The organism is Embleya sp. NPDC020886 (assembly GCF_044333915.1).
GTDB lineage: Bacteria > Actinomycetota > Actinomycetes > Streptomycetales > Streptomycetaceae > Embleya.
In genome coordinates this window covers 254,383-278,772 of the sequence record NZ_JBIRRX010000003.1, presented here as the reverse complement: position 1 = coordinate 278,772, position 24,390 = coordinate 254,383, and the positions used below count along the sequence as shown (strand labels likewise).

The window sequence follows — 24,390 nt, the reverse complement described above, 5'->3', positions numbered from 1 at the left end:
CCGGACGGCGCGACGTCGGCTGATGTGGCACCGCTCATACCGTGCCGCCGACCCGTTCGACCGATGGCACGAAGCCGCCGAGCTTGTCCGCGGTGACGATCCACATCAGGTGCCGGATACCGTCCGACGCGGCGTCGACGGACAGGAGCATGAAACCGGCGGGGCCGCGCGGGACGAGCAGGCCCGCGCGGCCGTTCACCTCCACCCACCGGATCCGCTCCGCCGACCAGAACCTCGGTGCCAGGGCCGCCATGAACCGCGCCACCCGGTTGACGCCGACCACGGGAAAGCGCGCCGCGCCCCTGATGCCGTTGCCGTCGGACGTACTGACCACGTCCGCGGCGAAAAGCTCTTCCAAGGCCGAGACATTGCCCTCCTTGGCGGCATCCAGGAAGGTCTCCATGAGGCGCCGGTGCCGGCCCGCGTCGATGCTCTCGCGCCGCGCGGTGCTCAGGTACTTGCGCGAACGGCTCACCAGTTGGCGGACGTTGGCCGGGCTGAGCCGGAGAATCTCGGCGATCTGTTCGTACGGGTAGTCGAACGCTTCACGCAGGACGTAGGCGGCCCGTTGGGCGGGGGTGAGCTTCTCCAGCAGCAACAGCAGGGCCATTTCCAGCGCCTCGCCCCGCTCGGCCCCGAGCGCGGGATCGGCGCTGGTGTCGACGGGCTCGGGCAACCAGGGACCCAGGTACGTCTCGCGACGGACCCGGGCGGACTGCGCGGCATTGATGGACAGCCGGGTGGTGATCGTGGCCAGGAAGGCCGCCGGGTTGTCGATGATCGAACGCTCGGTGTGCTGCCAGCGCAACCAGGTCTCCTGGACGACGTCCTCGGCCTCCGCCGCGATGCCCAGCATCCGGTAGGCGATGCCGAACAGGCGGGGACGCACTTCGATGAAGATCGCGGCGGCCCGGTCGAGGGAACTCGCCTGATCCTGTCCGTCAAGCTGCATGTTCGATCGCGCCTTCGAGGTGAGGGTGTCGATACCGCGGACCGAAACGGTCGTCCGGCGGCCGTCTCGTCGCGGCGGGGCATCCGTCGCACGGCCGACACGGGGATCCGAGCCCGGCCGGACGCGCGAATGCGCCGCGTGGGGAACCCCCCGCGCGACGCGTCCGTACCTCGGCGGAGTGCGTTCTGCCGCCGCCGTGCCGGCGGGGTACGGCCCTCCGTCGAATATTTCCTCCCGCCGCCGGCGACCCGAACGCCGGCGACCGCGTGGGAGGGCGCGGTCGCCGGTCCCGGGCTCGGCGTTCAACCCCGCTCCCGACCGGCCTCGGCGGTGGTCGGCTCCTCGCGGAAGCCGATCTCGCGGTGGGTGCCGTCGCACAGCGGTTTGCCGGCCGAGTGGCCGCACCGGCACAGCGTCATCCGGTTGCGGGTCTCCAGGGGCCGTCCGTCCGCGCGGTGCACCGCGACCCCGCCGGTGACCCACAGCGCGCCGGCCAGGTCGCCTTCCTCCGCCAGGACCGAGACGGCCCGAGGAAGGTCGACCTCGACGGTCTCGCCGTCCCGCTCCAGCGCGTAGCTGTAGGAGCCGGACGGGCAGTGGTCGATGCGTCCCATGATGTTCGAGCGCACGTCGGGGTCCTCGGTGTCGTCGAGCATCTTGGCGATCGGCCTGGTGGCGCCGATACAGAAGGCGGCGTGCACGCACAATTCGCCGACCCGCTGCGCCGAGATGCCGACGCCGTCGTGCACGTGCCGCAACTCGCGGTAGGGCGTCACCACGGCGTTCTCGGTCCCGTCGAAGCCGACCACCGCGTGCGTCCCGTCGCAGAACGGCTTCGCGCCCGAACGGCCGCAGCGGCACAGCGCGTAGGTGTGCTCGGTGGCCGACTCCGGCCCGGTCCTCCAGGTCAGCGCGTCGTTGTTCTCCGGGGAGACGACCTTGACCTTGCGCCGGAGCGGGATGCCGCCGTAGACGAGGTAGGGGCCGCCGGGCAGCACCACGATCCGGGGTCGGTCGCCGGGGCTCCACGCGCGCTGCTCGGGCGGGACGTAGTCGAAGGTGGGACCGGCCGTCGTGCCCTCGCCGTCCGGCATCTCCATCAGCACGCGGGCCTGCTCGCGCAGCCCGTACATCATGCCGGTCGCGACCGCGAGCAGCCTCGGACTGCCGTCGAAAGCCCGCTCCAGCAGGTGCAGGACGGCACAGTACGTACGGTTGAACTCGTCCTGGGCGTCGCGGATCGCACTCCCCGGCGGGTGCTCGTGCGGACGCGGGTCGCGCCGCATCGGTCGCACGCCGCCGAGGTCCACGTGCAGCGGTTCGCCGGTCGGCCCGGACTGTGGGGTGTCGCCGCGCCGGTAGCGACGACCGACCCGGAGCTCCTGGAAACGGTAGAAGTGCGCGACCTCGTCCCGATCCGGGTGGTGGACGTCCCGGTCGCCGTCCCAGACCTCGCCGCGGAGCAGGCCCTCGCCCTGGTCGACGATCTCCGCGAGCGCGGTCAGCGCCGAGGCCAGATCCGTGACCTGGACCAGCCTGCCGGTGGTGTGTCGGAAGTGTCGCTCCCCCACCTGGCGCGCGGGGTCGCCGCGGAACACCTCCTGCTCGCCGAGCCGGGCGCACAGGTCGCGCAGCCCCTCCTCGATCGCGGCGTAGAACTGGCCAATGGTCGCGTAGCCGTCGGCCTGGGCGGGCGCGTCCGGCGGCGCGGGCCGTTCGAGCCGCAGGAACATGTCGAGCGCCTCCGGGCCGAACGCAAGCAGCGACAACTCCAACGACGGGTCGCCGTGCGGCAACCGCCGGGGGTGGCTCGGCAACATCCGGGGCGTGTCCAGCCTCGGGGTGCCGCCGACCGCGTTGAGCAGGTTGGCGACCAGGGCCAGGTGCAGCATCTCCTCGACGAAGACGCCGGCCACGACCTGGGCGGCCTCGGGATTGCGCTTCGGGTCCAGCGAGTAGAGCGCGCACAGGTAAGGCGGCAGTGTCGCGTGCTCCAGTTCGAGCGCCCATTGCAGGTGCTCGCGCAGATCGTCCGGCGTGCCGATCCGGGGCGCCGCGGCGGGGGCCGGGGCGGGCCGCTGTGGGGCCGATTGATTCACAGGTCTCTCGTTTCGCCGGTCCGATGCGGTGGAGGTCGCCCCCGGGGTGCCGCGGCGCGTGGTCGGCACCGCCGCGGCACCCGGGGTGGCACGGGCAGGTCGGACGCAGGGGTGGTTCCGACGCTTTCCGGCCCGGGCCCTGTCCGGCGGATGTCGGCGGAAGGGCGGCGCGGCCCACCAGGATCCGCCGGACAGGGCTCAACCGGCGGACTTCGCCGACCAGTCCGGGTAGGTGATCTCGCCGAGGGTGGCGCCCTCGCCCGGGACCAGCGTCGACTCGTCCGGTACGGCGCCGAAGTAGTGCGCGTTCGGGTCGGTGACCACCTCGCGCGGGTCGCCCCAGGCCGCCAGCGCCTCCCGGAAGAACTCGTCCATCCGGTACCGCGTCGGGCCGGCGATCTCGATCGTCGCGTTCAGTGGCGTGCCCACCGCGGTCCTGCCCACGTTCTTCGCGACCTCGTCGCCCGCGATCGGCTGGAACGCGACCGGCGCGATGTGCACCTCGTTGCCGGTCGTCGCCTCGTCGGCGATCCGCCGGGCGAACTCGTAGAACTGCGTCGCGTGCACGATCGAGTAGGGGATCGACGATTCCTTGATGAGCCGCTCCTGGGCGATCTTCGCCCGGAAGTAGCCGATGTCGGGACGCCGTTCGCTGCCCACCACCGACAGCGCGACGTGGTGGCCGACGCCGGCCTCCTGCTCGGCGGCCAGCAGGTTGCGGGTGGAGGTGCTGAAGAACTCCAATACGGCGGCGTCCTCGAAGGACGGGGAGTTCGATACGTCGATGACCACGGACGTACCCTTCATGACCTCGGCCAGGCCCTTGCCGGTGAGCGTGTCGACACCGGTGTTCGGCGCCGCCGCGACCGCCTCGTGTCCGTGCTCGCCCAGCTTCGTCACCAGCTTCGAGCCGATCAGTCCGGTACCGCCGATGACCACGATCCTCATGCCAGGTCCTCCTGTTCGCCGGGGACTCCGTCGCCGCCCGGTTGCCGACTAAGACCGGACACCCTGAGCGGTTGTGACAGGTCCGCCGAAGTTTTTTTCGTCGTGTGCTTTTTCCGGGCCCACTGTCACAAGCAGGGACCCCGCCTTGTCTTTGTCGGCAGGGGGACCCACCGACCGAAGGAGCGAGGCCGTGCCATCAGCAGTCGCCGGGTACCGGATCCGGATCCGGATGACCGCGCGCGCGATCGACGAACCGCACCGCACCGCGAGCCCGCTCGAACTGCTCTTCGATCTCACCTTCGTGGTCGCGATCGCCGCGGTCACCGCCCAATTGGCACACCATGTCGCCGACGGGGACGCCCTGACCGGGCTCGTCCCGTTCCTTCAGGTCTTCTTCGCCGTGTGGTGGGCGTGGATGAACTTCACCTGGTTCGCCTCGTCGTACGACACCGACGACGTCGCCTACCGGCTGCTGACGATGGTGCAGATGGCGGGGGTGCTGGTGCTCGCCGCCGGTGTGCCGGCCGCGGCCGACGACGCGGACTACCGGCTGATCACGATCGGCTACCTGGTGATGCGCGTCGCGCTGGTCGCGCTGTGGTTGCGGGCCGCCGCCGAGCACCCGGCCGGCCGGCGTACCGCGCTGCGGTACGCGGCGGGTATCACGCTCCTGGAGGCGGGCTGGATCCTGCGCCTGGTCCTGGCGGAGGCAAACGCCCTGCCGTCGCCGGCCCAGCCGCTGTCCTTCCTGGTCCTGGCCGCCCTGGAACTCGCGGTGCCGCGCTGGGCGGAACGCTCCCGGCCGACCGACTGGCACCCGCACCACATCGCCGAACGCTACGGCCTGTTCACCATCATCCTGTTCGGCGAAAGTGTGCTCGCCACGTCCAACGGCGTGCGGGCGGCGCTGGACGCCGCCCGGATCGGCGGCTCGCTCGTGGTCATCGCCGGATCCGGCCTGGTACTCCTGTTCGCCCTGTGGTGGCTCTACTTCCTGGTCCCCGCCGGGGAGGGGCTCAGCGACCGCCGACACGGCTCCTACCTGTGGGGATACGGCCACTACGGCATCTTCGCGGCGCTCGCGGCGCTGGGCGCCGGACTGGAGGTCGCGGTCGAGCAGACCGGCCGGGGCCCGGCCGCCGCACCGCTCGCGATCTGCTACGCCGTGGCCGTGCCGACCGCCGTCTTCGTCGTGCTGTTGTGGCTGATCCACAGGCCCATCCTGGCCGAGCACGTGCTCCGTCCCGGCCTGGTGTGGTGCGGCGTGGCGGCCGTCCTGCTCCTGCCGCTCGCGGTGTCGCGGATCGGGCCGGCCGCCGTCGTCGCCGGGCTCGCGGCCGTATGCGTCCTGATGGTCGTGATCACCTTCCCCGCCGTGCCCCGGGTGCGCCGACCGGCCTGAGATCTCCCGGAGTTGCCGTCGGGGCGGGCGGACGGGTCAGGGGAGGTCGACGAGTTGGTGACGCGAGGTGACGCCGAGTTTCCCGAAGACCTTGCGCAGGTGGTATTCGACGGTGCGGGGGCTGATGTACAGGCGCGCGGCGATCTCCTTGTTGGTCAGGCCGGTACGGGCGAGCCGGGCGATCTGCGCTTCCTGCGCGGTGAGTTCCTCGGTGGCCGGGGCGGTCCGCTTGCGCGCGGTCTCTCCGGTGGCGAGCAGTTCGCGCTCGGTGCGGTCGGCGAAAGCCTTCATCCCGATCTCGGTGAACAGGTCCAAGGCGGTGCGCAGTTGGTCGCGTGCGTCGATGCGCCGGCGTTCCCGGCGCAGCCATTCGCCGTACAGCAGGTGGGCGCGGGCGAGGTCGACGCGCATCCGGGTACGACCGAGCCGGTCGATCGCCTCGCGGTAGAGGCGGTCCGCCTCCGCACCCTCGCTGACCAGCGCCCGGCAGCGGGCTTCGAGGCCCAGACCCCAGTCCGTGCCGCCCGCCCGGGTGGAGTGCGAGAGCCGCGCCAGCGTCCGGCCGGCCAGTTCGTGCCGGCCGGTACGGACGGCGGCCTCGACGACTTCGAGGGGCGCCCAGTGCACGCCCAGGCCGCTCGGGGCCTCCTCCGTCTCGTGGTCCACCGTGGCCAACAGGGCGGCTTCGAGTGCCTTTTCGTACCGGCCGAGGCCGTTGTAGAGGACGGACCTGACCCAGTGACAGATCTCCAGGGTCCGGCCCTCGCCGCGGATCGCCGCCTCCTCGGCGATGGTCGCCGCGAGGCGTTCGGTGCGCTCCTCGTCTCCCCGCCATCCCGCGAGGCCGAGGTCGCCGCCCGTCTGCACCATGGCTCCGGAGGTGGTCCAGACGTCGGCGGCGACCGCGTGCTCCTTGGCCTCCTCGTTCAGGATCTCGGCCTCGGCCAGGTCGCCCTCGAACAGGAACATCATCGTGGACACGCTGAGGACCAGGGGCAGCAGCGCGAGCGCGCCGGAGTCACGGACCAGGCGCAGGCAACGACGGGCGAGTTCGCGACAGGCTTCGTCGTCCCACAGCGCCATCGCGAACAGGTTGACGAACCAGAGCCAGCGCAGTCGCTCGGCCGGGTCGGCTCCCTCGCTCAGGACCGCGGCCATCGCGCGCCGCAGGACCGGCTCGGCCGTCAGCGCGTCCTGGGTGTACAGCAGCGTGAGGGCGTCGAGGATGAGGTCCGTGGCGCGCGGGACGCCGGGCGCGGGCGGCGCCGCGCGGCCGGCCGCCGCGACCTCGGTGATGCCCTCCCAGCGGGGCAGGATGCCGATCGCCACCAACAGGGCCTGCAGGTAGGTGTCGCGGGAGAGTTCGACGTCGAGCGATTCGAGCTGCTTGGCGGCCTTGAGCAGGATCGCCGGCGCCGAGCTGCCGTGGTTGGAGGTCAACGCGATCTCGGCGCGCAGGCATTCGGCCTTGGCCCGGCGCAGTTCGTCCGGCGGACCGGCCTCGGCCGCCGCCAGCAGCGCCAGGGCGGACTTGGGCGCGCCGGCCAGGTGCTTGGCCCGGGCGGCGTCGAGCGCGCGGGCGGCCCGGCGTCGGGCGTCGGGGGTGAGTTCGACCGCCCGTTCGAGGAAGGCCGCGGCGGCGACCAGGCCGCCGCGGGCCTGGGCCCGATCGGCCGAGCGTTCGAGCTCGGTGGCGATGTCCTCGTCCGGGTGCGCGGTGCTCTGGGCGTGGTGCCAGGCCCGCCGGTCCGGATCCGTGCCGGCGTCGGTCGCCTCCGCCAGCGCTTGGTGGACCTCGCGGCGGTCCTTCGGCAGGGCCGCGTTGTATGCCGCCGAGCGCACGAGCGGATGCCGAAAACGCACCCGGTCGGTGAAGTCGATCAGTTCGTCGGCCGCGTCGAGCGCCGTGGCGTCGACGCCGAGCAGGTCGGCGGCGCGCCACAGCAGGGCCGGATCGCCGAGCGGCTCGGCGGCGGCCAGCAGCAGCGTCTTGCGGGTGTCGGCCGACAGGCCGTTCAGCCGCTGCCGGAAGCCGCTTTCGAGCCGGCCGGACAACGACTGTCCGGTCGCCGCGGCGACGAATCCGCCCCCTGCCGCGGCACGGGGCAACTCCAGCAGGGCGAGCGGGTTCCCGCGCGACTCGATCAGGATCCGCTCCCGGACCCGCTCGTCCAGCGGTCCGGGGAGCACCCGGCCGATCAGGGTGCGCGCGTCCGTGTCCGGCAGCCCGCCGACCTCGATCACGGGCAGGCCCGACAACACGTCGGGGTCGCCCGCGTCGGCGTCGGCCTCGGCGTCGCGGACGGCGAAGACACAGGCCACGCTTTCCGCGACGAGGCGGCGGGCGACGAAGGTGAGGACCTGGGCCGAGGCACGATCGAGCCACTGGGCGTCGTCGATCACACACACGAGCGGGTGTTCGTCGGTGGCCTGGGCCAGCAGGTTGAGCACCGCGAGGCTGATCAGGAACCGGTCGGGAGTGGGGCCGGTGCGCATCCCGAACACGGTGCCGAGCGCGTCGTGCTGCGGTTCGGGCAGGGAATCGAGGAGGTCCAGCAACGGCACGCACAACTGGTGGACGGCCGCGAAGGGCAGCTCCATCTCGGACTGGATCCCGGTGGCGGTCACGACCCGGCATCCCGCGGACTCGGCGACCAGGTGGTCCAGCAGGGCCGACTTGCCCACTCCGGCCTCGCCGCGCAAGACCAGCGCCCGGCTCTCGCCACCGCGAACGTCCGCGAGCAACCGGTCGAGGGCCTCGCACTCGACCTCCCTGCCCAGCAGCGACTCCGCCGGCAGGGCTCCGCCCGCCCAGGTCGCGGACCGCCCGCGGGTGCGGATCGCCCGCTCCCGTGCGCCGCCTTCGGGCCTGCCGTCGACCGCGGAATCGTCAGACACTTCCGCCCAAACCTTCCACGCCGCGCATCGATGCTCGTCCCGGCCGACTGTCATCCGATGCAATATCCATGCGGCAGGCTACTTCGCCCGGGAGCCGGCCGAACGGCGGGCCACGGCTCGGGCACGGGCGGGCGCGTGAGAGGACGCGGCTCGGGGCGGGCCGGCGCGGCGGAGGGGCCGGCGCGGGGACGGCGGCTCGGCGGGGGCTACGCCGTGTGGGCGGGCGGGTGCGGGCGCCGACGTGACCGATGGGAACGGGAGTTCGGGGTCACGTGCCGGGGCGCGGCGCATCGGCCCGGCGTGCGAGGCGCGGCGTGCGACGCGGGAGCCCTACGCCGCGCCCGGCGAGGGGCCCGGGCCGCCCTTCGGTTCGAGGGCCGCCCGCCGCCTCACCTCCCTCGGGGACGTGCCGTCCGGGCCGCCTGCGGTTCGATCAGGTCGTCCATCGTGCAGTCGAGGATGTCCAGCAGCGCCATCAACGTGCGCATCTTCAACCGGTCCGGCTTGTCGACCACGAGTCGGTACACCTGACTCGGGGACAGGTCGACGCCGCGTGCGGCCAGCAGGGGACGCAGGTCCGTCGTGGCGAACATGCCGCGCTGCGCCATCACCGCGCGAAGATGCCACCGGTAGTCCAGATCTGCCATCGCCCCGTCGGTCCCTTTCTCTTCGGCTTCGCCTCGACCCGCCCGGAGCGGTGCTGCGCGACCGGGCGCGAGGGCATGTGGGCAAGGGTCCACCGGTGTGTGCCGCGTTCGCATCAGTGACTCCCTGGCCGAATCACCCCGACCGGGGGAAACCGCACCCGGCGCCGGCGCTGCGTCCTCGGTTCGGCGGGTCGCGCGGGGAGCGGCGGCGGTGCCGGATCGGAGGGGCCGGGTCAGAGGCCGCCCCGGAGGGCGAACTCGGTGATGTCGTGCAGGCGTTCCTGTACACCGTGATCGCAGGCCTGGGGGTTGATCGGCCCGGGGGCACGCCCGTGGTACCAGGCGCCGTTGTCGTCACACAGCGCGGCGACGTGGCGGATGTCGGCCGCCGCCCGATCGGGCCGGTCCGCGCCGGCGGCGGACCCGGCGCCCGGGTGCGTCGACATCCACGCGGGATCCATGGCGACCACGTCGATGGCGTGCCGGGGTCGGTGCCGGGCCAGCCGGCGGGAGTAGGTGACGAGCGCCAGGCCGGCGTGCGTGTGGGCCAGGGACGCCGAGTACGGGTGCCGGGCCAGGCCCGGGTCGTCCGGGTGCAGGGCCGTGGTGAGGTGGGTCCCCGAGGCGACGTTGACGATCCGGCCGCGCGAACGATCGCCGATCAGGTCGATCAGCCCGTCGGTGAGTTGCACGGGGGCCAGGTAGTTGGTGCGGAAGGTGAGTTCGGTGCCGCCCGCGTTCACGGTCCGGGTGGGCGCGCCGGGGCGTTCGGCGTTGTTGACGAGCAGATCGATGCGGTCGGTCACGGCGCGCACCCGCCGGACCAGGCGCGCCACCTCGGCGGGGTTCGCATAGTCGGCGGCGAAGTAGTCGAGCCGGGCGCCGGGGGCCAGCTCCTTCCGCACGGCGCGCAGCAGCTCGGCCACCTCGTCCTCCCGTTCCGGGCCGTGCAGGACCAGATGCCCCGCCCGGCCCGCGAGCGCGGACGCGGTGGCCCGGCCGGTGCCGGCCGTCGCCCCGGTCAGCATGATGGTCAGGGCGCCTTCGGCACCGTGGTCCCCATTGGGCGTCTTCTGCATGCCCCGTCCGTTCTTCCCCGCGGTCCCGGGATCGTCGTTCCCTCGGCGATCCCATCGCGGAACCGCACCCGACCACCCTCCCCGGCACACCCTCGCCTTCGCATCCGTCATCCCCTGGCCGACCCGCCCCCGAGTGCGGCATCCGTACGGGGGGTCCGACCCGCGATCGAGGCCGAGGGCGCAATGCCGGGCACTCGGGGCGGGGTTCGGTGCGTACACGTTTTGATGTAGGGAGTGGTCGTTCCTGTGCATGAAGACCGAATTGCGTGGAAACGGGAGGCTGGGGTTTCCCCGTTGATCGTTTCGAGAGGAAGACCATGAAGATCGACAAGAGGTTTGCGGTACTGGCGACGGCCGTCGCGCTGCTGACGGCGCCCGGCCTGGCCGTGGCCCAGGCGTCCGCGACGAGCGCGGCGGCGGCCGAGCGCGCGGCCGTTCCGGTCGCCGGTCCGGGTTGGCATCACGTGCAGGACTTCGCGCCCGACGACCTGGGCGGTTGCCACACGAGGGGCCAGTGGTATCTGGACAACGGCGCCAACAGGTACGAGTGCCGGCCCGCCGGCGTCTGGCAACTGTGGGTACTCACCGACTCCTGAGCGTGTCCCTCGACCGGGACACGTGCCGGGACCCGTGGCGCCGGCGCTTCCGCAGCGTCGTCGCCACGGGTCCCGGCCACGAAGCGGCTCGTGCCCGTTACACCGTGACCGGCACGGGGTGGACCTCGGCCACGGGGTGCCCGGCGCGTTCGTGGACCCGCAGGACCGCTTCGGCCGAGGGCGCCTCGGACAGGCAGTACACGGTGCCCGACTCCGGGTCGGCCCAGGCGTGCCGGAAGTGCACGCCCTCCTCCTCCTCGATCGCCAGATCCGCCTGATGCGCCGCTGCCAGTTGTTCGTTGGTGATGCCGGTCATGCCGGTATGGACGTCCATGAAGGTCGCCATCGCCGCACGCCTCCTCGCCTCTCGATGATGGGCCCCGAGCAGTTCTCGGATCCGCTCCTTCCCCGCACTCGTTCGCACTCCTTCCATCGTCCACCCGCGACCGGAACACCGCCCTGCGATATGGGGCGTTCGGTACGTCGATCGACCTGTGCGACGGATGAGACCCGTGGTGGTGCCGAGCCCCGGCGGGGTGCGGCATGCCCTCTGTTGCGGGGGTGACGATCGCGAAGTCCGGGTCTCCCGGGTCGAGTACCGCGCGGCGACCGTGACTCGGGCCGGCCGGCGACCTGTCGCCGGGCCCGGTGGTGCGACTCGATGGCGGCCGGTCGCACCACGATCCGGCCGAGCGTGCGCATGGGATCGGACTCCTCGACGCAGTCGGAGGCGGGCCGATCACCCGATGGACCCGTCGCCGGCACACCTGCCGCCCGCGTCGGCGGCCGTCACCATCCCGGAGCGCCGATCCGGCTCCGCTCAGCCGGGCGACCCACCATCACCCGAACGGCCCGGCCGGCTGGTCCGGTTGCCCCTCGGGCTCCCGTTCGACCCACTCGCCGCCGCCGAGCGGATAGTCGTAGCCGGGGCGACGCACGTCGGCGCTCGTGCGGAACGGCAGGCCCTTGTTGTCGATCCGCAGCGTGCCCCGACGATCGCCACTCGACCAGTCCAGGGTCAGATCCCAGCGGACGTCGTGTGCCTTGGTGTGCACCGTGACGTAGAAGACCTCCGGGTCGGACGCGCTGACCTTGTACGGGAATTCGCGTTGGCCGTTCTTCCCGGTGAGGGTGGGGCTGCCCTTGTCGAGGTCGATGTCGAACGACTTGGTGTTCACTTCGCCGCCGCAACCGACGCCCATCGCGTAGTCGTTCCAGGCGAGCGGCGCGCTCTTGCCGGCGATGCGTACGTGCAGTGCCTCCAGGACCACGGTGTCCCGATCTCGGCCCTGGACGGTGAGGGCGACCGTTTGTTCGCCCGAGGAGACGGCGCCGTACGCGGCGGCCCAGCGGGTGGCGTCCCCCTCGTTCGCGGGCGGGCCGACCTGGGCGGGGGCGCTGTCGACCAGGAAGTGCTGGCTGCACGGGTTGTGGTAGACGTACGGGCGAACGCCCACCCCGAGCGGAGCGGCGCCGGCGGACTCCCCCGCGCTCGGCGTCCCGCCCTTCGAAGCGCTCGGGCCGGCCTTCCCGGACTCGGTCGTGGCGGCCGAGGGCGATGCCGTCCCGCCGGGGGGTGGCGAGGCGGGAGCCGGCACGGTGGAGCGGTCCCCGGCATCCGCCGAACCGGGGATCGCGGCGGCGGAACCTGCTTCCCGGCGGTCCCCGGTGTCGCCGGCTCCGTCACCGGAGAGTGGATCCACGACGACCATCACGACTGCCAGTACGGCCGCCACCGCGGCGAAGGCGGTTGCCACGGTGAGACGACGTCGCGCCGGCGCGGACTTGCTCGGGGCGTCGACGACGGCCGCGGCGCCGTCCTCGTCCTGCACGGGCGTCGCTGCCGCGGCCGTTCCGGCGACGGGGACCGCATCCGCCTCGGACTCGGACGTCGCGCTCTCGGCCTCGGCCTCGACCTCGACCTCGACCTCGGGCGATTCGCCCGCCGAGGCCGATGCCGATGTCAATGCCGAGACCTCCTCCGCGCCCGGCGCCGCGTCCGCCCGGCGCCCCCGTGCCGCGTCCGCCAGGATCCAGCGCCGGTGCAGCTCGACCAACTCCTGCGGCGTTGCCCGGCACACCCTCGCGAAGCGCTCCACCGGCGCGTAATCGTTCGGTACGGCGCTGCCGTTGCAGTAGCGGTGCAGGGTCGACGTGCCCATGTGCAGCCGCTTCGCCAACGCCCCGTAGCTCAGCCCCGAGCGATCCTTGAGCTCCCGCAGCAGTCGCGCGAACGCGTCCGCCTCCTCGGCCCCTGTTGTCCCCGGCACGCGTTCCTCGTTCCCCGCGGCCCGTTTCCCGTATCCCAGGTGCGCCGCGTCTTCCCTGGTCGGAGTCTGTTTCACGGTCCGGCAGGCCGATTGCCCACCGCGTACGCCGCCCGAACGGCCCACCCACAGGCTCCCGGCCATTCAAGCAGCCCACACGTCCTGCCCGACGGCCGGTCGTTCCCGGTCCCGGTGGGCGGCGCCGCTCAGCCCTCGATCAGCGAGTCGTAGGGCTCGTTCTCCGGCGTGAAGACGAGAACGAAGTCCTTGCCCACCCCGGTCGCGATCTCGCGCAGCCGGCTCAAGACCTCGGCCTCGGTCGGCAGATCGAGTCCGAGAGCCGCGGCCGCCCGGTCCCGCCGAGCCGGCAGATCGGGCATGTCCTCCAGGTACTGGGCCGCGAGTTCACGAGTCTCCGCCTCGGTGAACGCCCGGCAGTCACGCCACCAGGAGCAGCCGCAGGAGTTCCGGCAGGCCGATCGCGATCAGCGCCGCACCGCCTTCGGAGTCGGCGTACAGGACCGGACGTTCCTCGCCACCGGCGCCACAGAAGAAGAATGTGCCCCCGCGCCGTCGCCTGCGAAGCCCTCCAGCGCCGCGCCCGAAGCGAGGTGCACGTCCTCGCCATGGTCCCCACAGGCGAGGTCGAAGTCCCCCGGCCAACCCAGGAAGCGGGCAGCCTCGTCGTGTTCGTGTACGGCGGTGATCAGCGATCGCATGCCTCGCACCGTAGCGCCCGGGCCCGATGGCCACCGGGCGGCGTCGCCGGCAGCAGTGCGGTCGACACCATTGGCATCGATAACATCCTCTGCCATAGTGCCAGGCATCGGCGCGCTCGCCGGCTCGGCGGAAGCGGCGGCACGCACCGACTGCACCACCCCGACGGAGGCATCCTCCGTGCTCGCATGGCGTCCTGGAGGCTCTTGCAGCACTTTGCCAGGTCATCGATCGAGCCGGATCCACCTCCCACGTCTCGGCCACCCGACCACCCGGGCCGTCCGAACGACGCACCCCACGTTGATATCGATATCAGAGTGCCGCCCTGCCCGGACACGCTGCGGCAGGCCGTCGCCGAACGAACCCGTACGACCCAACGCGCCATGAAACGGAGAGAGATGGCACCTCCCGGAAGAATCCTCGCGACGGTGTTCGCCACGGCCCTGGCCTTCACGGGCACACGAGTGCGCTGACGACAGCGGCTTCGGCAACGGCCGTACCGGCAAAGGCAATCGCGCCGCCAACCGCGGCCGCGCCGGCCGGCTCGTACACCGTCACCGTCGGCGCCAAGGGTGCGTGGACACACCCGGACGACACCCCGGCCAACTCCTACATCGACAAGGACGGCACCTTCTACTTCCAGCAGGCCCATTCCCTCTACGGCGCAACGCAGAGCCGCGCGTGGAGCTTCTTCACCGGGACCGATTTCGGACCTGCACCGGCCGGGACAACCAACACTGGACCCTCACCAGGCAGGCGACCGGCGCCTACACGGTCGCCTCGCTGCGGAGCGGACTCTTGCTCACCACCGCCTCCGGCACGGACGGCGCCCCGGTCACGCAACAGGCGAACACCCGATCGCCGCTGCAACAGTGGACGATCACCTGACCGGAGCTTGAGCCCGACCCGGCACCCACCCGGGTGTTATCGATCCCAACCCGGGGTCGATCGGGCCGCCTTGAATCGATATTCCATTTGTGATCGACTGGCATCGATATCAAGGCGGCCCGACGGGGAGGAGCCCGATGGCGAACGACAACACCCGTGATGCCGGCCGGCCGCCCGGGATGGCCGATGTCGCCCGGGTCGCGGGCGTCTCCGCGCAGACCGTCTCCCGCGCGCTGGCCGGCCACCCGAACGTGCAGGCCAAGACCCGCGCGAAGGTGCTCGTCGCGGTGGACCAGCTCGGCTACCGCAAGAACAACGCCGCCAGGGTGTTGTCCTCGGGCCGCAGCCGCTCGATCGGCGTGGTCACCCTGCAGACCGGCTTCTACTCGCGAACCGCCCTCACCGTCGGCATCGAACGCGCCGCCGACCAGGCCGGCTACACCGTGAGCACCGCGACCACCGCCTCACTGGACACCTCCGCGATCGAAGCCGCGCTGGTCCGGCTGTCCGAGCAGCACGTCGAGGGCGTGATCCTGGCGGTGCCGCTGATCCACGTCAGCCCGCGCATCGAACAGCTCACCTCCGCGGTGCCCACCATCACCGTCGACGGCTCCCGCACGGCGGCGACCGAAGTGGTGGCCGTCGACCAGCAGTCGGCGGCCCGACTGGCCACCCGGCACCTGCTCGACCTGGGCCACGAGACGGTATGGCACGTCGCCGGGCCGCCGGAGTGGCTCGACGCGGCCGGCCGCTCGCGGGGCCGGCGCGCGGCCCTGGAGGAGGAGGGGCGGTCGGTGCCACCGGAATTGGCGGGCGACTGGTCACCCGCCTCCGGCTACCGCAACGGCCTGATCCTGGGCAGGATCCCGGATGTCACCGCGATCTTCGTGGCCAGCGACGAAATGGCCTTCGGCGTCGTCCGCGCCCTGCACGAACTCGGCCGCCGAGTGCCCTCGGACATCTCGGTGGTGGGCGTGGACGACATCCCGTTGGCCGAATACTGCTCGCCGTCCCTGACCACCGTGGCCCAGCCCTTCGGCCGAATGGGCGCCCTCGCCGTCGACCACCTCCTCCGCTACATCACCGACCCGGCCACCCCCCGAGAGCCCGCCGCAGTGGAACCCACGCTCGTCATCCGCGCCAGCACGGCCCCCGCCCCCGGCACACCAACGGCAACATCACCCCCCGAATAGCCGAGCAATCGACCGTCCGACAAGCCGGTTCCACACATCGGGCAGATCGGGACCAAGAAGATTGCGGACATTCCCGTTTCGCACCTCCCTGGAGGGCAGGCCACGGGACGGCGACTCGCCGGGGCCGCGACGCCCGCCCCCGGCACGGATGGCTGACGAGACCGCCGACGCCGGCCGGATCTCGTGCGGAGCGCCGTCTCATCCAAGTAGAGCACCGCACGACCGACTCCAGGCACGGACGGCGCAGTTGACGTCTTTCGGCCCCGGAGGCCCGTCCCGGCCCGGCGCGCGCGGCCGACGAGGGGGGTGGTCGGGGTCGATGCTCTCGCGTTGCCGGGAATGGGCCCGCGTGCGTCAGGGGCGCCGGATTGCGACGAGGGCCGAGGTGCAGGCCATCAGGGCGCTCAGGCCCCAACTCCCGTTCGCCGCCGCGAGCACCGCGATAACCAACGCGGTGGCCGAGATCGGAACGCGGATCAGCCACGCCCCGGAGGAGCCGTTCCTCGGTTCCGGTGTCATCCGCCATACCTTTCCGAACACGGATTCGGTTGCGGTTCCGGTGGACGGTGAAGCACCGCATCCGTAAAGGTACTTGCACGATGAACTTTCGTATACAGCGGAACTCGACGGGCATGGCTGGGGTGTTCCGTGACGGCTCGACGCGTCTCGGGCGACGGGAAGTGCTCGTGTCGGGGGCCGCGGCGGTGCTCGCGGCGTGCACGTCGTCGGCGGCGAAAGAGGCGGACGGCGACACGGTACGTCGGGATTCGGCGCCGTTGGAGCGGCGGTTTCCCATGCTCGGGCCGCTGTTCGATGCCCGGTGGCTGGGCGATGTCCTGGGTGTCGATTCGCGGATGTCCGTTCCCGGGCCCAGCGATGTGCGGGTGGTGGGCTTCGCTCGGCTGAGGGCCGGTGGGGTCGCTGCGATCGTGGCGACGCCGGGGCGGGACTTCCGGCCGGCGACGCCGAGTACGGTGCCGGACGCGCTCACGCGGTTCGTGCCGAAGGACGCGCGGTGGGTCGGCAGCAAGTCCTTCGACAGCGAGATGACACGCGAGGTGTACCCCGGCGCGTTCCACCTCGACCCGGGCACCGACACGGTGTACTTCGACACGATCGATCCGAGTATCGGGGACGGCACGCAACCGTAGCGGTCGGACCCGGCCGATTCCCCGCCGACACCCGCCCGCCCGGGCCACCTCGACCTGCCCCTGCCCGGACCCGCCATCGACGCGCCCACGTACCGCTCACTGAACCGGCACATCGCCGTCCGGGCGCAGCGCCGGGTCCCCGAACCGAAGCCGTGGTCGGCGACGACGTCCGCAACGCCCCGCAGACCGGCACCCGAGTGGACGGCGACCACCTGGGCAGCCCGGCTCGCCGGTACCTGTGGCCACCGGCCGTGATCCGAAGGCCGGGGCCGGCGCCTGCGCCCATCGGGCCCGGCCCCGCCCGACAACTACGCTTGTCGGCCGATGGCTTGCATTTCGGACCGGCCGTGGGCGGTGAATCCTCAAATTCAGCGCAGATCCAACGGACCTGTAGCGCAGCGTAGTTAGTGTTCACGGGTTCGAGCCGACACTTCGGGGGGAGCGAGGAATCCGGTGCCGTGACATCCTTTCGTGCCGATGACCGGGACAACGGCAACCAGGCACGCTCGACAGATGACAACGAACTCGCGGAACTCGCCGAACTGGTCTATCGGCGCTACGCCATGCCCCTGTTGTCCTTCTGCCTCAAGCTCACCGGCGGCGATCGCCCGTGGGCCGAGGACGTCGTGCAGGAGACCATGCTGCGGGCGTGGCGGCACGCGGGCACGATCGCCGAGGACACGTCCGACCTGATGCCGTGGCTCGCGACGGTGGCCCGCCGGATCGTCATGGACGACCGCCGTGCGCGCCGGTCCCGACCGCAGGAATGCAGCCCCGAACCGTTGGAGTACGTCCCGGCCGACGACCAATGGGAGCCGCTGCTCTGGAAGATGGCCGTGGCCGACGCACTGCCCTCGCTCACCGCCGCGCATCGCGAGATCCTCGCCGAGACGGTACTGCGCGATCGCGACCTCAAGCAGGCGGCCGAGATCCTCGGCATACCCCTCGGAACGGTGAAGTCCCGTACCTACTACGCAATCCGCGCCCTGCGCCACGCCTTACGAGAGCGCAACGCAGGATGAGCGCCCGGGATTGCGTAGTGTGCCGCGCGAACGGCGCACCGCGCACGGGTGATCCCGTGGATGTGCGATGGGAGGAGTTACCCGGCAGATGAGAAACACCGATCCGCTCGAGTTCTTCGCGGACCACCGCGACACGATCCTGCACTGGGCCGGCATCTCGGCCGCCGCCCTCGCGTTCTTCCTGATCCTCCGGTTCTTCGCGATGCGATTGGGCGGGTGGAAGGCGGCAACACGTCGTCTGGGTCGGGAAATCGCCCTGACCGGATACGCGTTCGGTGGCCCGGTGCGGGTCTGGCTGCGCTACCGGCGCTCGGTGCGGTTGCTGGTGGCGCGGTTGGGCGCGGGTACCACCTGGCGGGACGCGGAGCGGGCGCTGGTGGCCGCCAAGTTCGCCGCCGCCCCCGGGCAGCCGTACGCGGTCGTGGTCGGCGACGACACGGTCACCGTGTTGCTCGCCGCCGGCGACGTCCCCACGCCCGAGGGCATTTGGCGGCCCCTGGCGCACGACCCTAGGGCCTGGACCGCCACCCGGGCGGAGTTGCCGTCCGTCACGCCGGACGCCGAGGGGGTCAGACCGATCGTCGTCGCCCTGGGCGAGCGCGACGGGGAATGTGTGTTCCTCGACCTCGCGGTCGGTCCGCCGATGGTGTGCGTGCAGGGTGATCCGCATTCGAGCCCCGCCCTGTTCCAGGCGGTCGCGGCGCAGTTGGACGCGCGACTGCCCGGCGGGCAGGTCGTGGTCGCCGACGGGGTCCACCACGACATCTCCGGGCTGCCGGTCCGGGACGCGTATCGAAGCGCCCGGGCCAGGCCGCCCCGGCTGGGCCTGCCCACGTTCCTGGCAACCCCGGAGCTGCCCGACCCGCTGCCGCCGGAACTCGTCGAACCGGCCGGGGATTCCCCCTCGTTGCGGGTGCTGCTCGGCGGATCGGGGCGCGGCCACGTACGCACGTTGCTGACCGATGTGCACGGTCGGGTCGCCGTACCGGGTACACCTCTGGTGCTCTCGTGCAGCGCGCTCGCCGAAGCCCTCGCCCGGGTGTTGCCGGGCATTCCGCCGGTGCTCCCGCCCGCTCCCGCGCCGGTCTCCCGGTCCGGTGCGGGTAGCATCGAGTGGTTCGCGGAGGAGGAGAGCGGGAACGAGGCCGCCGCCGTGCAGCCGGGAACGGCCCAACCGGCGACCGCGTTGCCGGCCGCGACCGTCGAACCGGCGGACACTCCGGCGGCGGTCTCGGCCCGATCCGCAGTCGCCGAGCCGCCCGCGCGGTCCTCGGGCGGGTCGGCCGCTTCGAGCACGGCCCGACCGTCGGCACGGAGCACGCCCGCCGGATCGCCCGGCCTCGCCGCGGAACCCGAACCGGTCCCTACCGTCGGCGAACCGAGGCCCGGAGTCTCCGCACGGACGTCGACCACGACGCCGTCGTCGGAGCAGGATCCCCATGCGTCACCCGCCGTATCGGCCCGGCGGCAACCGCCTTCCGGTGCACGATCGGCCGCCGATCCGGATCCCACTCCCCACGCCGACCCACCCGCGACCGAGCCCGACCCGGCTCCGGAGCCCGCACCCACCGCCGACACCGGGAGCCCTCCGCGAGTGGGCCCCGAGCCGTCCTCGCCCGGTCCGCGGTGAGGTGTCGGGCCGCAGCCCCGCAGCCCCGATCCCACGCGCGCGGCCGACCGTTCCCCCGGACCGTCCCCGCGCGACACCCCGACCCGGTCGCTCCGAACCGCCCCACTCACGCCTCCCCCACCCCCGCAGCCTCGCCGTCTCGCCCTCCCCGCGAGAGAGTTGGATGCCCGTGAACCTCGCCGTCACCACCACCGATCCGCAGGGTCGCCGCGCCGATCACCTGCTGGACGTCCCCGATTCGGCGACCGTCGCCGAACTCGGTGCCGTACTGGGCACCGCCGATCTGTTCCTGGGCGATCGCCGGCTCAATCCCGACATCCGCGTGGGCGCGAGCGGCATCCGCGCCGGGGCGTTGCTCGGCCTCGGCGGCCCCGCGCCGACCGAGACGGCGACCCGGGCCTGGCAACCACCGGGAGCCGACCCGGTGCTGGTCACTGTGCGGCATGTGTCGGGCCCCGGGGCGGGCCGGGTCTGGCGGCTCGGCCCGGGGCGCCACGAGGTCGGCACCGACCGTGCGTGCGCGTTGCGCCTGGACGGCGGCGAGGCGCCCGCCCAGGGCACTTGGATCACCGTCGGCACGGACGCGTCCGTCACGATCGCGCTGCCGGACGACGCCGACCCGGAGCGGTGCGGGCTGCGCAGCCTCACCCCGCCGCCGCCGGTCGATCCGATCACCGGCACACCGCTCTCCGCCGAGGAGCCCGCCGGCATGCAGGAGGGCGGCCCCGGCGGGCACTCGACCGAGTCCCCGCCGCCGGGTCCGGACGGGCTGCCCGCCCGGCCGCCGTTGCCGCCGATCGGCTACCTGCCGCCGCCCGACGACGGCTCGCAGTCCTGGCCGACCTACGCCGACCTGTCGCTCGGCGAGCATCTGCTGCGCCTGGGCCCGCCGGACGAACCCGAGGCGGCGGTACGCACGTCGGCGAACGGTCTCGGCGTCGAGTACAACCGGCCGCCACGCATCGCGCCGCACCTGGACGGCGAGTCGATCCGGATGATGGGTCCGCCGACGGACAACAGCAAGCGGCCGTTCCCCTTCCTGATGATGATCGCCCCGCTCCTGATGGGCCTGGCGATGATGTTCCTGTTCCGGAGCCTGTTCTTCGTCGTCTTCGTGTTCTTCACACCGCTGATGGCGATCGGCAACTGGGTTTCCGGCAAGCGCAGCGGTCGCCGGGACCACCAGGAGGCCAAGCGGGTCTATCGGATCCGCCGGTCGGCGTTGGAGACCGAGATGCGCCGCGCGACCGTCGACGAACGCGGGCTGCGCAACGCGACGTTCCCGGATCCGGCGGCGGTGTTGCTGATCGCGACCGGTCCGGGCCTGGGCCTGTGGCAACGCCGCCGGCGCGACCCCGACCACCTGACCATCCGACTCGGTACCCTCACCCGCGCGTCCCTCAAGAGCATCGACGACCAGGCGCGCGAGACGCACTACCGAAGCGTCAACTGGCGCCTCGCGGATGTGCCGTTCGGGGTCGAGATGACCGGTTTCGGAGTGGTCGGCATCGGCGCCCCCGGGGAGACGGCCCGCCGGATCGCGAGTTGGGCGGTGATCCAGACGGCCGTCCTGCACAGCCCGCGGGACGTGCGCATCGTCGTGCTGACCGAGGACGAGCACGCCGACGCGTGGCAGTGGGTGCGGTGGTTGCCGCACCTGCGGCCGGGCCGGGCGGGCGCCGCGGTGGTGGCCCTGGGCACCGACCCCGAGAGCACCGCGCATCGGGTCAACGAGCTGATCTCCGACGTCCAGACCCGCCTGGACGCCGCGAAATCGGCCCTCGGTCCCACCCTGCATCGCGAGCCCGACGTCCTGGTGATCCTGGACGGCGCCCGCCGGCTGCGCGATGTGCCGGGCATGATCGACGTGTTGACCAACGGCCCGGCCGTCCGGGTGTTCGGTCTGTGCCTGGAGGAACGCGAACACCTGTTGCCGGAGGAGTGCACGGCGGTGGTGACGGCGAACCGCGGCCGGCTCGACCTGAAGGCGTCGCACGTGCCGGAGGTCAAGGGCATCCGGGCCGACCTGGTCGACCCGGCCTGGTGCGAGGAGGTCGCGCGCGCCGTCGCGCCGGTGCTGGACGTCACCGTGGACGGCGATTCCGGACTGCCCTCCGAGGTCGCGCTGTTGCCGCTGATCGGTCAGGAACCGCCGGACGCCGACCTGCTGTTGCGTGCCTGGGCACGCCGCCCGGCCTCCACCTCGTTCGTCCTGGGCAGCGGGTACGAGGGCGTGCTGCGCCTGGACCTGGTCCGCGACGGCCCGCACGGCCTGATCGGCGGCACCACCGGCTCGGGCAAGTCGGAACTGCTGCAAACCATGATCGCCTCGCTGGCCGCGGTCAACCGGCCGGACGAGCTGACCTTCGTACTGGTCGACTACAAGGGCGGCAGCGCGTTCCGCGAATGTGCGGAACTGCCGCACACCCTCGGCATGATCACCGACCTAGACGGGCACCTGGTCAAGCGCGCGCTGGCCTCTTTGGACGCCGAACTGCGCCGCCGCGAGACGGTCCTGAACGAGGTCGAGGCCAAGGACCACACCGAGTACCGGATCAAGCGCTCGCGGGACCCGCGCCTGCCTCCGCTGCCCCGACTCCTGCTGGTGATCGACGAGTTCGCCACCCTGGTCCGCGAACTGCCGGACTTCGTCCCCGGTTTGATCAGCCTCGCACAGCGCGGCCGGTCACTGGGCCTGCATCTGCTGCTGGCCACCCAGCGGCCGGGCGGCTCGGTCAGCAACGAGATCAAGGCCAACACCAACCTGCGGATGGCCCTGCGGGTGACCGACCGCTCGGAGAGCCAGGACATCATCGACGGCGTCGAGGCCGCCGGCATCTCGCCGAACAACCCGGGACGGGCCCTGGTCCGCCGCGGCGAGGGCGCGCCCACCCCGTTCCAGACCGCGTTCGTCGGCGCGGAACGCCCGGGTGCGGTTCCGAGTTCGGTCGTCAAGGGCGCCGCGTCCCGGCCGGTCCGCGGGGTCCGACTCGGCTGGCAGCGCCTGGGCCGCCCGATCGACCTCGCCGAAGCCGACGCCGACGCCGAAGCCGGCACCGACATCGACACCGACGTGAGCGCGGGACCGGAGTCGCACTTCGACTCGCACGAGGGCCGGATGATCACTCCCTTCGAGGAGCAGCCGACGGACCTGCGCGCCCTGGTGGACGCGTTGCGCGAGGCGGCCGACCGGCTGCCCGACTTCCGGCCGCAGCCCAGTCCCTGGCTGCCGCCGATGGACGGCCGGATGCGGCTGGACGAGCTGCCGGCCATCCCGGAGCCGGCGCCCGGCTCGCTGCCGATGGTCCCCTACGCCCTGCTCGACATCCCGCACCTGCAGGCCCGGCGGCTGGCCGCGATCGACTTCGCGTCCTTCGGGCACCTGTACGTCATCGGCGCACCGCGTTCCGGCCGCACCCAGGTGCTGCGCACCGTCGCGGGCGCGGCGGCGCTCACCATCCCCTGCTCCGACCTGCACATCTACGCGATCGACGCGGCCGGTGGCGGACTGAGCGTGCTGGAGGCGCTGCCGCACTGCGGCGCGGTCGTCTCGCGCCACGACGCGGAGCGCATGGAGCGGCTGATCAACCGGCTGTCCGCCGAACTCACGGCGCGGCAGCGGCTGATCGCGCAGCAGGACTGCGCGGACGTCACCGAGTTGCGGAGCAGGGTGGACAAGGACCGCCGACCCGCGCACCTGGTGCTCATGGTGGACGGCTGGGACGCGCTGAGCACCATGCTCGACGACTACGACGGCGGCCGGTTGTACGCCGACTTCGTGCGGCTCCTGCGCGAGGGCCAGGGCGCCGGGATCCATGTGATCGCCACGTCGGAGCGGCTGTTGCTCGGCGGGCGCCTGGCCGCGCACAACGACCATCGGCTGTTGCTGCGTCAGACCGACCCGGGCGATTACACGCTCATCGGCATGCCCCGCAACAGCATTCCGGCGGCGGTGGCCCCCGGTCGGGGTTGGCTGGCTCCGGGGGCGATCGAGGCGCAGATCGCGTTGTTGCCCTCGATCGCCGAGCCGGCCGTCGCCACGGGCGGCGTCGACGGGGAGGACACCTCGGCGAGCGATCAGAGCGACCAGGCCGAGTCGATGCGGGAGTTGGGCCGGCGGGCGAGTGCCCGGGACGCCAACGTGCCTCCGGTACGACGGCCGTTCCGGATCAGCGAGATGCCGACCCTGATCGGTTTCCAGGAGGCGCACGACCGGGTGCCGCAATCGCTGCGCAGGCCGTTCCACGCGCTGCTGGGTGTGGGCGGCGACGCGGTCGAGCCGCTGGTGCACGACTTCGCGGACGGCGGCGGGTCGTTCATGGTCGCCGGACCGCCGCGCAGCGGACGCACCACGACGCTGGCCGCGATGTGTGTGTCGTTGCTGATGAGCGGCACCCGACTGATCGTTCTCACGCCGCGTGACTCGCAGTTGCGCAAGCTGGCCGCGCACGGCCTGGCGCAGGTGCTCACCGACCCCGATCCGGAGCCGGAGGTACTGGTGGAGGCGTTGACCGCGGTACGAGACGAGCCGGTGGTGGTCGTGGTGGACGACGCCGATCTGATGCTCGCCTGCGCCGCCGACTCGGTGCTGCGTCGGATCGCCACCTCCGGCCGGGACCACGGACAGGGGCTGCTGCTGGCCGGGTTGGCGGAGTCGATGAGTTCGCTGGGCTGGGTCGGCATGGCCCGACGCTCGCGGCGCGGCCTGCTGCTCGGGCCCAAGACGCTCGGCGAGGCGGACCTGATCGGGGTCAGGTTGTCGGCCGAGCAGGTGCGTACGCCGCTCGGCCCGGGCCGGGGCTGGACCGCGGGCGACGCGGGGTCGGCGATCGCGGTGCAGGTGCCGCTCACGGTCCTCGACGGCTGAGGGGAGCGTGCGCGGCACCCACACGAGGAAGGCG

The 24,390-nt window shown here is 72.3% G+C and carries 19 protein-coding genes; 8 read left to right on the top strand and 11 right to left on the bottom strand.

What is annotated here, in order from left to right; genetic code table 11:
* Positions 1–34 precede the first annotated feature (34 nt).
* The 3 genes from ACH4U8_RS12160 to ACH4U8_RS12150 form a co-directional block, all read right to left on the bottom strand.
* Positions 35–952 (bottom strand): sigma-70 family RNA polymerase sigma factor, encoded by a 918-nt coding sequence (locus ACH4U8_RS12160; RefSeq protein ID WP_395777325.1) that lies wholly within the window; start codon positions 950–952, stop codon positions 35–37.
* Positions 953–1,254: 302 nt separating this feature from the next.
* The gene (locus ACH4U8_RS12155; protein ID WP_395777323.1) at positions 1,255–3,051 is read right to left on the bottom strand and encodes a ferritin-like domain-containing protein; all 1,797 of its coding nucleotides are present in this window, start codon (positions 3,049–3,051) and stop codon (positions 1,255–1,257) included.
* A 198-nt stretch (positions 3,052–3,249) separates the two neighbouring features.
* The gene (locus ACH4U8_RS12150; protein WP_360306859.1) at positions 3,250–3,999 is read right to left on the bottom strand and encodes an SDR family oxidoreductase; all 750 of its coding nucleotides are present in this window, start codon (positions 3,997–3,999) and stop codon (positions 3,250–3,252) included.
* Between the two features lie 190 nt (positions 4,000–4,189).
* Between ACH4U8_RS12150 and ACH4U8_RS12145 the strand changes: the two genes are divergently transcribed.
* A complete protein-coding gene (locus ACH4U8_RS12145; protein ID WP_395777321.1) occupies positions 4,190–5,401 on the top strand; it encodes a low temperature requirement protein A in 1,212 nt (403 codons plus the stop codon).
* Between the two features lie 36 nt (positions 5,402–5,437).
* Here ACH4U8_RS12145 and ACH4U8_RS12140 read toward each other — a convergent pair whose 3' ends face one another.
* The 3 genes from ACH4U8_RS12140 to ACH4U8_RS12130 form a co-directional block, all read right to left on the bottom strand.
* Complete coding sequence (locus ACH4U8_RS12140; protein WP_395777320.1) at positions 5,438–8,299, bottom strand: helix-turn-helix transcriptional regulator; 2,862 nt, start codon at positions 8,297–8,299, stop codon at positions 5,438–5,440.
* 389 nt (positions 8,300–8,688) lie between these two features.
* Entirely contained in the window at positions 8,689–8,946 is a 258-nt protein-coding gene (locus ACH4U8_RS12135; RefSeq protein ID WP_360306850.1) for a helix-turn-helix transcriptional regulator, read from the bottom strand.
* Between the two features lie 233 nt (positions 8,947–9,179).
* Entirely contained in the window at positions 9,180–10,025 is an 846-nt protein-coding gene (locus tag ACH4U8_RS12130; protein ID WP_395777318.1) for an SDR family NAD(P)-dependent oxidoreductase, read from the bottom strand.
* Between the two features lie 317 nt (positions 10,026–10,342).
* On the opposite strand from ACH4U8_RS12130, the gene ACH4U8_RS12125 reads away from it, so the two are divergent.
* Positions 10,343–10,621, top strand: a complete 279-nt coding sequence (locus tag ACH4U8_RS12125) for a hypothetical protein (RefSeq protein ID WP_395777317.1) — start codon at positions 10,343–10,345, stop codon at positions 10,619–10,621.
* Positions 10,622–10,718: 97 nt separating this feature from the next.
* Here the strand turns inward: ACH4U8_RS12125 and ACH4U8_RS12120 are convergent, their stop codons facing one another.
* The 4 genes from ACH4U8_RS12120 to ACH4U8_RS12105 form a co-directional block, all read right to left on the bottom strand.
* The gene (locus tag ACH4U8_RS12120; RefSeq protein WP_360306841.1) at positions 10,719–10,967 is read right to left on the bottom strand and encodes an SCO4226 family nickel-binding protein; all 249 of its coding nucleotides are present in this window, start codon (positions 10,965–10,967) and stop codon (positions 10,719–10,721) included.
* Between the two features lie 493 nt (positions 10,968–11,460).
* Complete coding sequence (locus ACH4U8_RS12115; protein ID WP_395777315.1) at positions 11,461–12,891, bottom strand: helix-turn-helix domain-containing protein; 1,431 nt, start codon at positions 12,889–12,891, stop codon at positions 11,461–11,463.
* 203 nt (positions 12,892–13,094) lie between these two features.
* Positions 13,095–13,268, bottom strand: coding sequence for a hypothetical protein (locus ACH4U8_RS12110; protein WP_395777313.1), 174 nt, complete (start codon positions 13,266–13,268; stop codon positions 13,095–13,097).
* A 105-nt stretch (positions 13,269–13,373) separates the two neighbouring features.
* The gene (locus ACH4U8_RS12105) at positions 13,374–13,607 is read right to left on the bottom strand and encodes a hypothetical protein (RefSeq protein WP_395777311.1); all 234 of its coding nucleotides are present in this window, start codon (positions 13,605–13,607) and stop codon (positions 13,374–13,376) included.
* 679 nt (positions 13,608–14,286) lie between these two features.
* Between ACH4U8_RS12105 and ACH4U8_RS12100 the strand changes: the two genes are divergently transcribed.
* Both ACH4U8_RS12100 and ACH4U8_RS12095 read left to right on the top strand, forming a co-directional pair.
* Complete coding sequence (locus ACH4U8_RS12100) at positions 14,287–14,493, top strand: RICIN domain-containing protein (protein ID WP_395777309.1); 207 nt, start codon at positions 14,287–14,289, stop codon at positions 14,491–14,493.
* A 137-nt stretch (positions 14,494–14,630) separates the two neighbouring features.
* Positions 14,631–15,686, top strand: a complete 1,056-nt coding sequence (locus ACH4U8_RS12095; protein WP_395777307.1) for a LacI family DNA-binding transcriptional regulator — start codon at positions 14,631–14,633, stop codon at positions 15,684–15,686.
* 354 nt (positions 15,687–16,040) lie between these two features.
* On the opposite strand, the gene ACH4U8_RS12090 is transcribed toward ACH4U8_RS12095, so the two are convergent.
* Complete coding sequence (locus ACH4U8_RS12090) at positions 16,041–16,205, bottom strand: hypothetical protein (protein ID WP_395777305.1); 165 nt, start codon at positions 16,203–16,205, stop codon at positions 16,041–16,043.
* Positions 16,206–16,252: 47 nt separating this feature from the next.
* Between ACH4U8_RS12090 and ACH4U8_RS12085 the strand changes: the two genes are divergently transcribed.
* The 4 genes from ACH4U8_RS12085 (at position 16,253) to ACH4U8_RS12070 (ending at position 24,356) form a co-directional block, all read left to right on the top strand.
* Positions 16,253–16,837: a hypothetical protein gene (locus ACH4U8_RS12085; RefSeq protein ID WP_395777303.1), complete on the top strand. Its 585-nt coding sequence runs from the start codon at positions 16,253–16,255 to the stop codon at positions 16,835–16,837.
* A 458-nt stretch (positions 16,838–17,295) separates the two neighbouring features.
* Positions 17,296–17,859, top strand: coding sequence for a sigma-70 family RNA polymerase sigma factor (locus ACH4U8_RS12080; RefSeq protein WP_360306823.1), 564 nt, complete (start codon positions 17,296–17,298; stop codon positions 17,857–17,859).
* Between the two features lie 88 nt (positions 17,860–17,947).
* Positions 17,948–19,489 (top strand): hypothetical protein, encoded by a 1,542-nt coding sequence (locus ACH4U8_RS12075; RefSeq protein ID WP_395777301.1) that lies wholly within the window; start codon positions 17,948–17,950, stop codon positions 19,487–19,489.
* Positions 19,490–19,652: 163 nt separating this feature from the next.
* The gene (locus ACH4U8_RS12070) at positions 19,653–24,356 is read left to right on the top strand and encodes an FtsK/SpoIIIE domain-containing protein (protein WP_395777299.1); all 4,704 of its coding nucleotides are present in this window, start codon (positions 19,653–19,655) and stop codon (positions 24,354–24,356) included.
* The last annotated feature ends 34 nt before the right edge of the window (positions 24,357–24,390 follow it).

What these genes read in the sequence shown, in the direction of transcription:
- ACH4U8_RS12130 (WP_395777318.1), bottom strand. Translation starts at nt 10,025, where the DNA reads ATGCAGAAGACGCCCAATGGGGACCACGGTGCCGAAGGCGCCCTGACC.
- ACH4U8_RS12090 (WP_395777305.1), bottom strand. Translation starts at nt 16,205, where the DNA reads ATGACACCGGAACCGAGGAACGGCTCCTCCGGGGCGTGGCTGATCCGC.
- ACH4U8_RS12125 (WP_395777317.1), top strand. Translation starts at nt 10,343, where the DNA reads ATGAAGATCGACAAGAGGTTTGCGGTACTGGCGACGGCCGTCGCGCTG.
- ACH4U8_RS12160 (WP_395777325.1), bottom strand. Translation starts at nt 952, where the DNA reads ATGCAGCTTGACGGACAGGATCAGGCGAGTTCCCTCGACCGGGCCGCC.
- ACH4U8_RS12110 (WP_395777313.1), bottom strand. Translation starts at nt 13,268, where the DNA reads ATGCCCGATCTGCCGGCTCGGCGGGACCGGGCGGCCGCGGCTCTCGGA.
- ACH4U8_RS12095 (WP_395777307.1), top strand. Translation starts at nt 14,631, where the DNA reads ATGGCGAACGACAACACCCGTGATGCCGGCCGGCCGCCCGGGATGGCC.
- ACH4U8_RS12135 (WP_360306850.1), bottom strand. Translation starts at nt 8,946, where the DNA reads ATGGCAGATCTGGACTACCGGTGGCATCTTCGCGCGGTGATGGCGCAG.
- ACH4U8_RS12120 (WP_360306841.1), bottom strand. Translation starts at nt 10,967, where the DNA reads ATGGCGACCTTCATGGACGTCCATACCGGCATGACCGGCATCACCAAC.
- ACH4U8_RS12075 (WP_395777301.1), top strand. Translation starts at nt 17,948, where the DNA reads ATGAGAAACACCGATCCGCTCGAGTTCTTCGCGGACCACCGCGACACG.
- ACH4U8_RS12070 (WP_395777299.1), top strand. Translation starts at nt 19,653, where the DNA reads ATGCCCGTGAACCTCGCCGTCACCACCACCGATCCGCAGGGTCGCCGC.
- ACH4U8_RS12150 (WP_360306859.1), bottom strand. Translation starts at nt 3,999, where the DNA reads ATGAGGATCGTGGTCATCGGCGGTACCGGACTGATCGGCTCGAAGCTG.
- ACH4U8_RS12105 (WP_395777311.1), bottom strand. Translation starts at nt 13,607, where the DNA reads ATGCGATCGCTGATCACCGCCGTACACGAACACGACGAGGCTGCCCGC.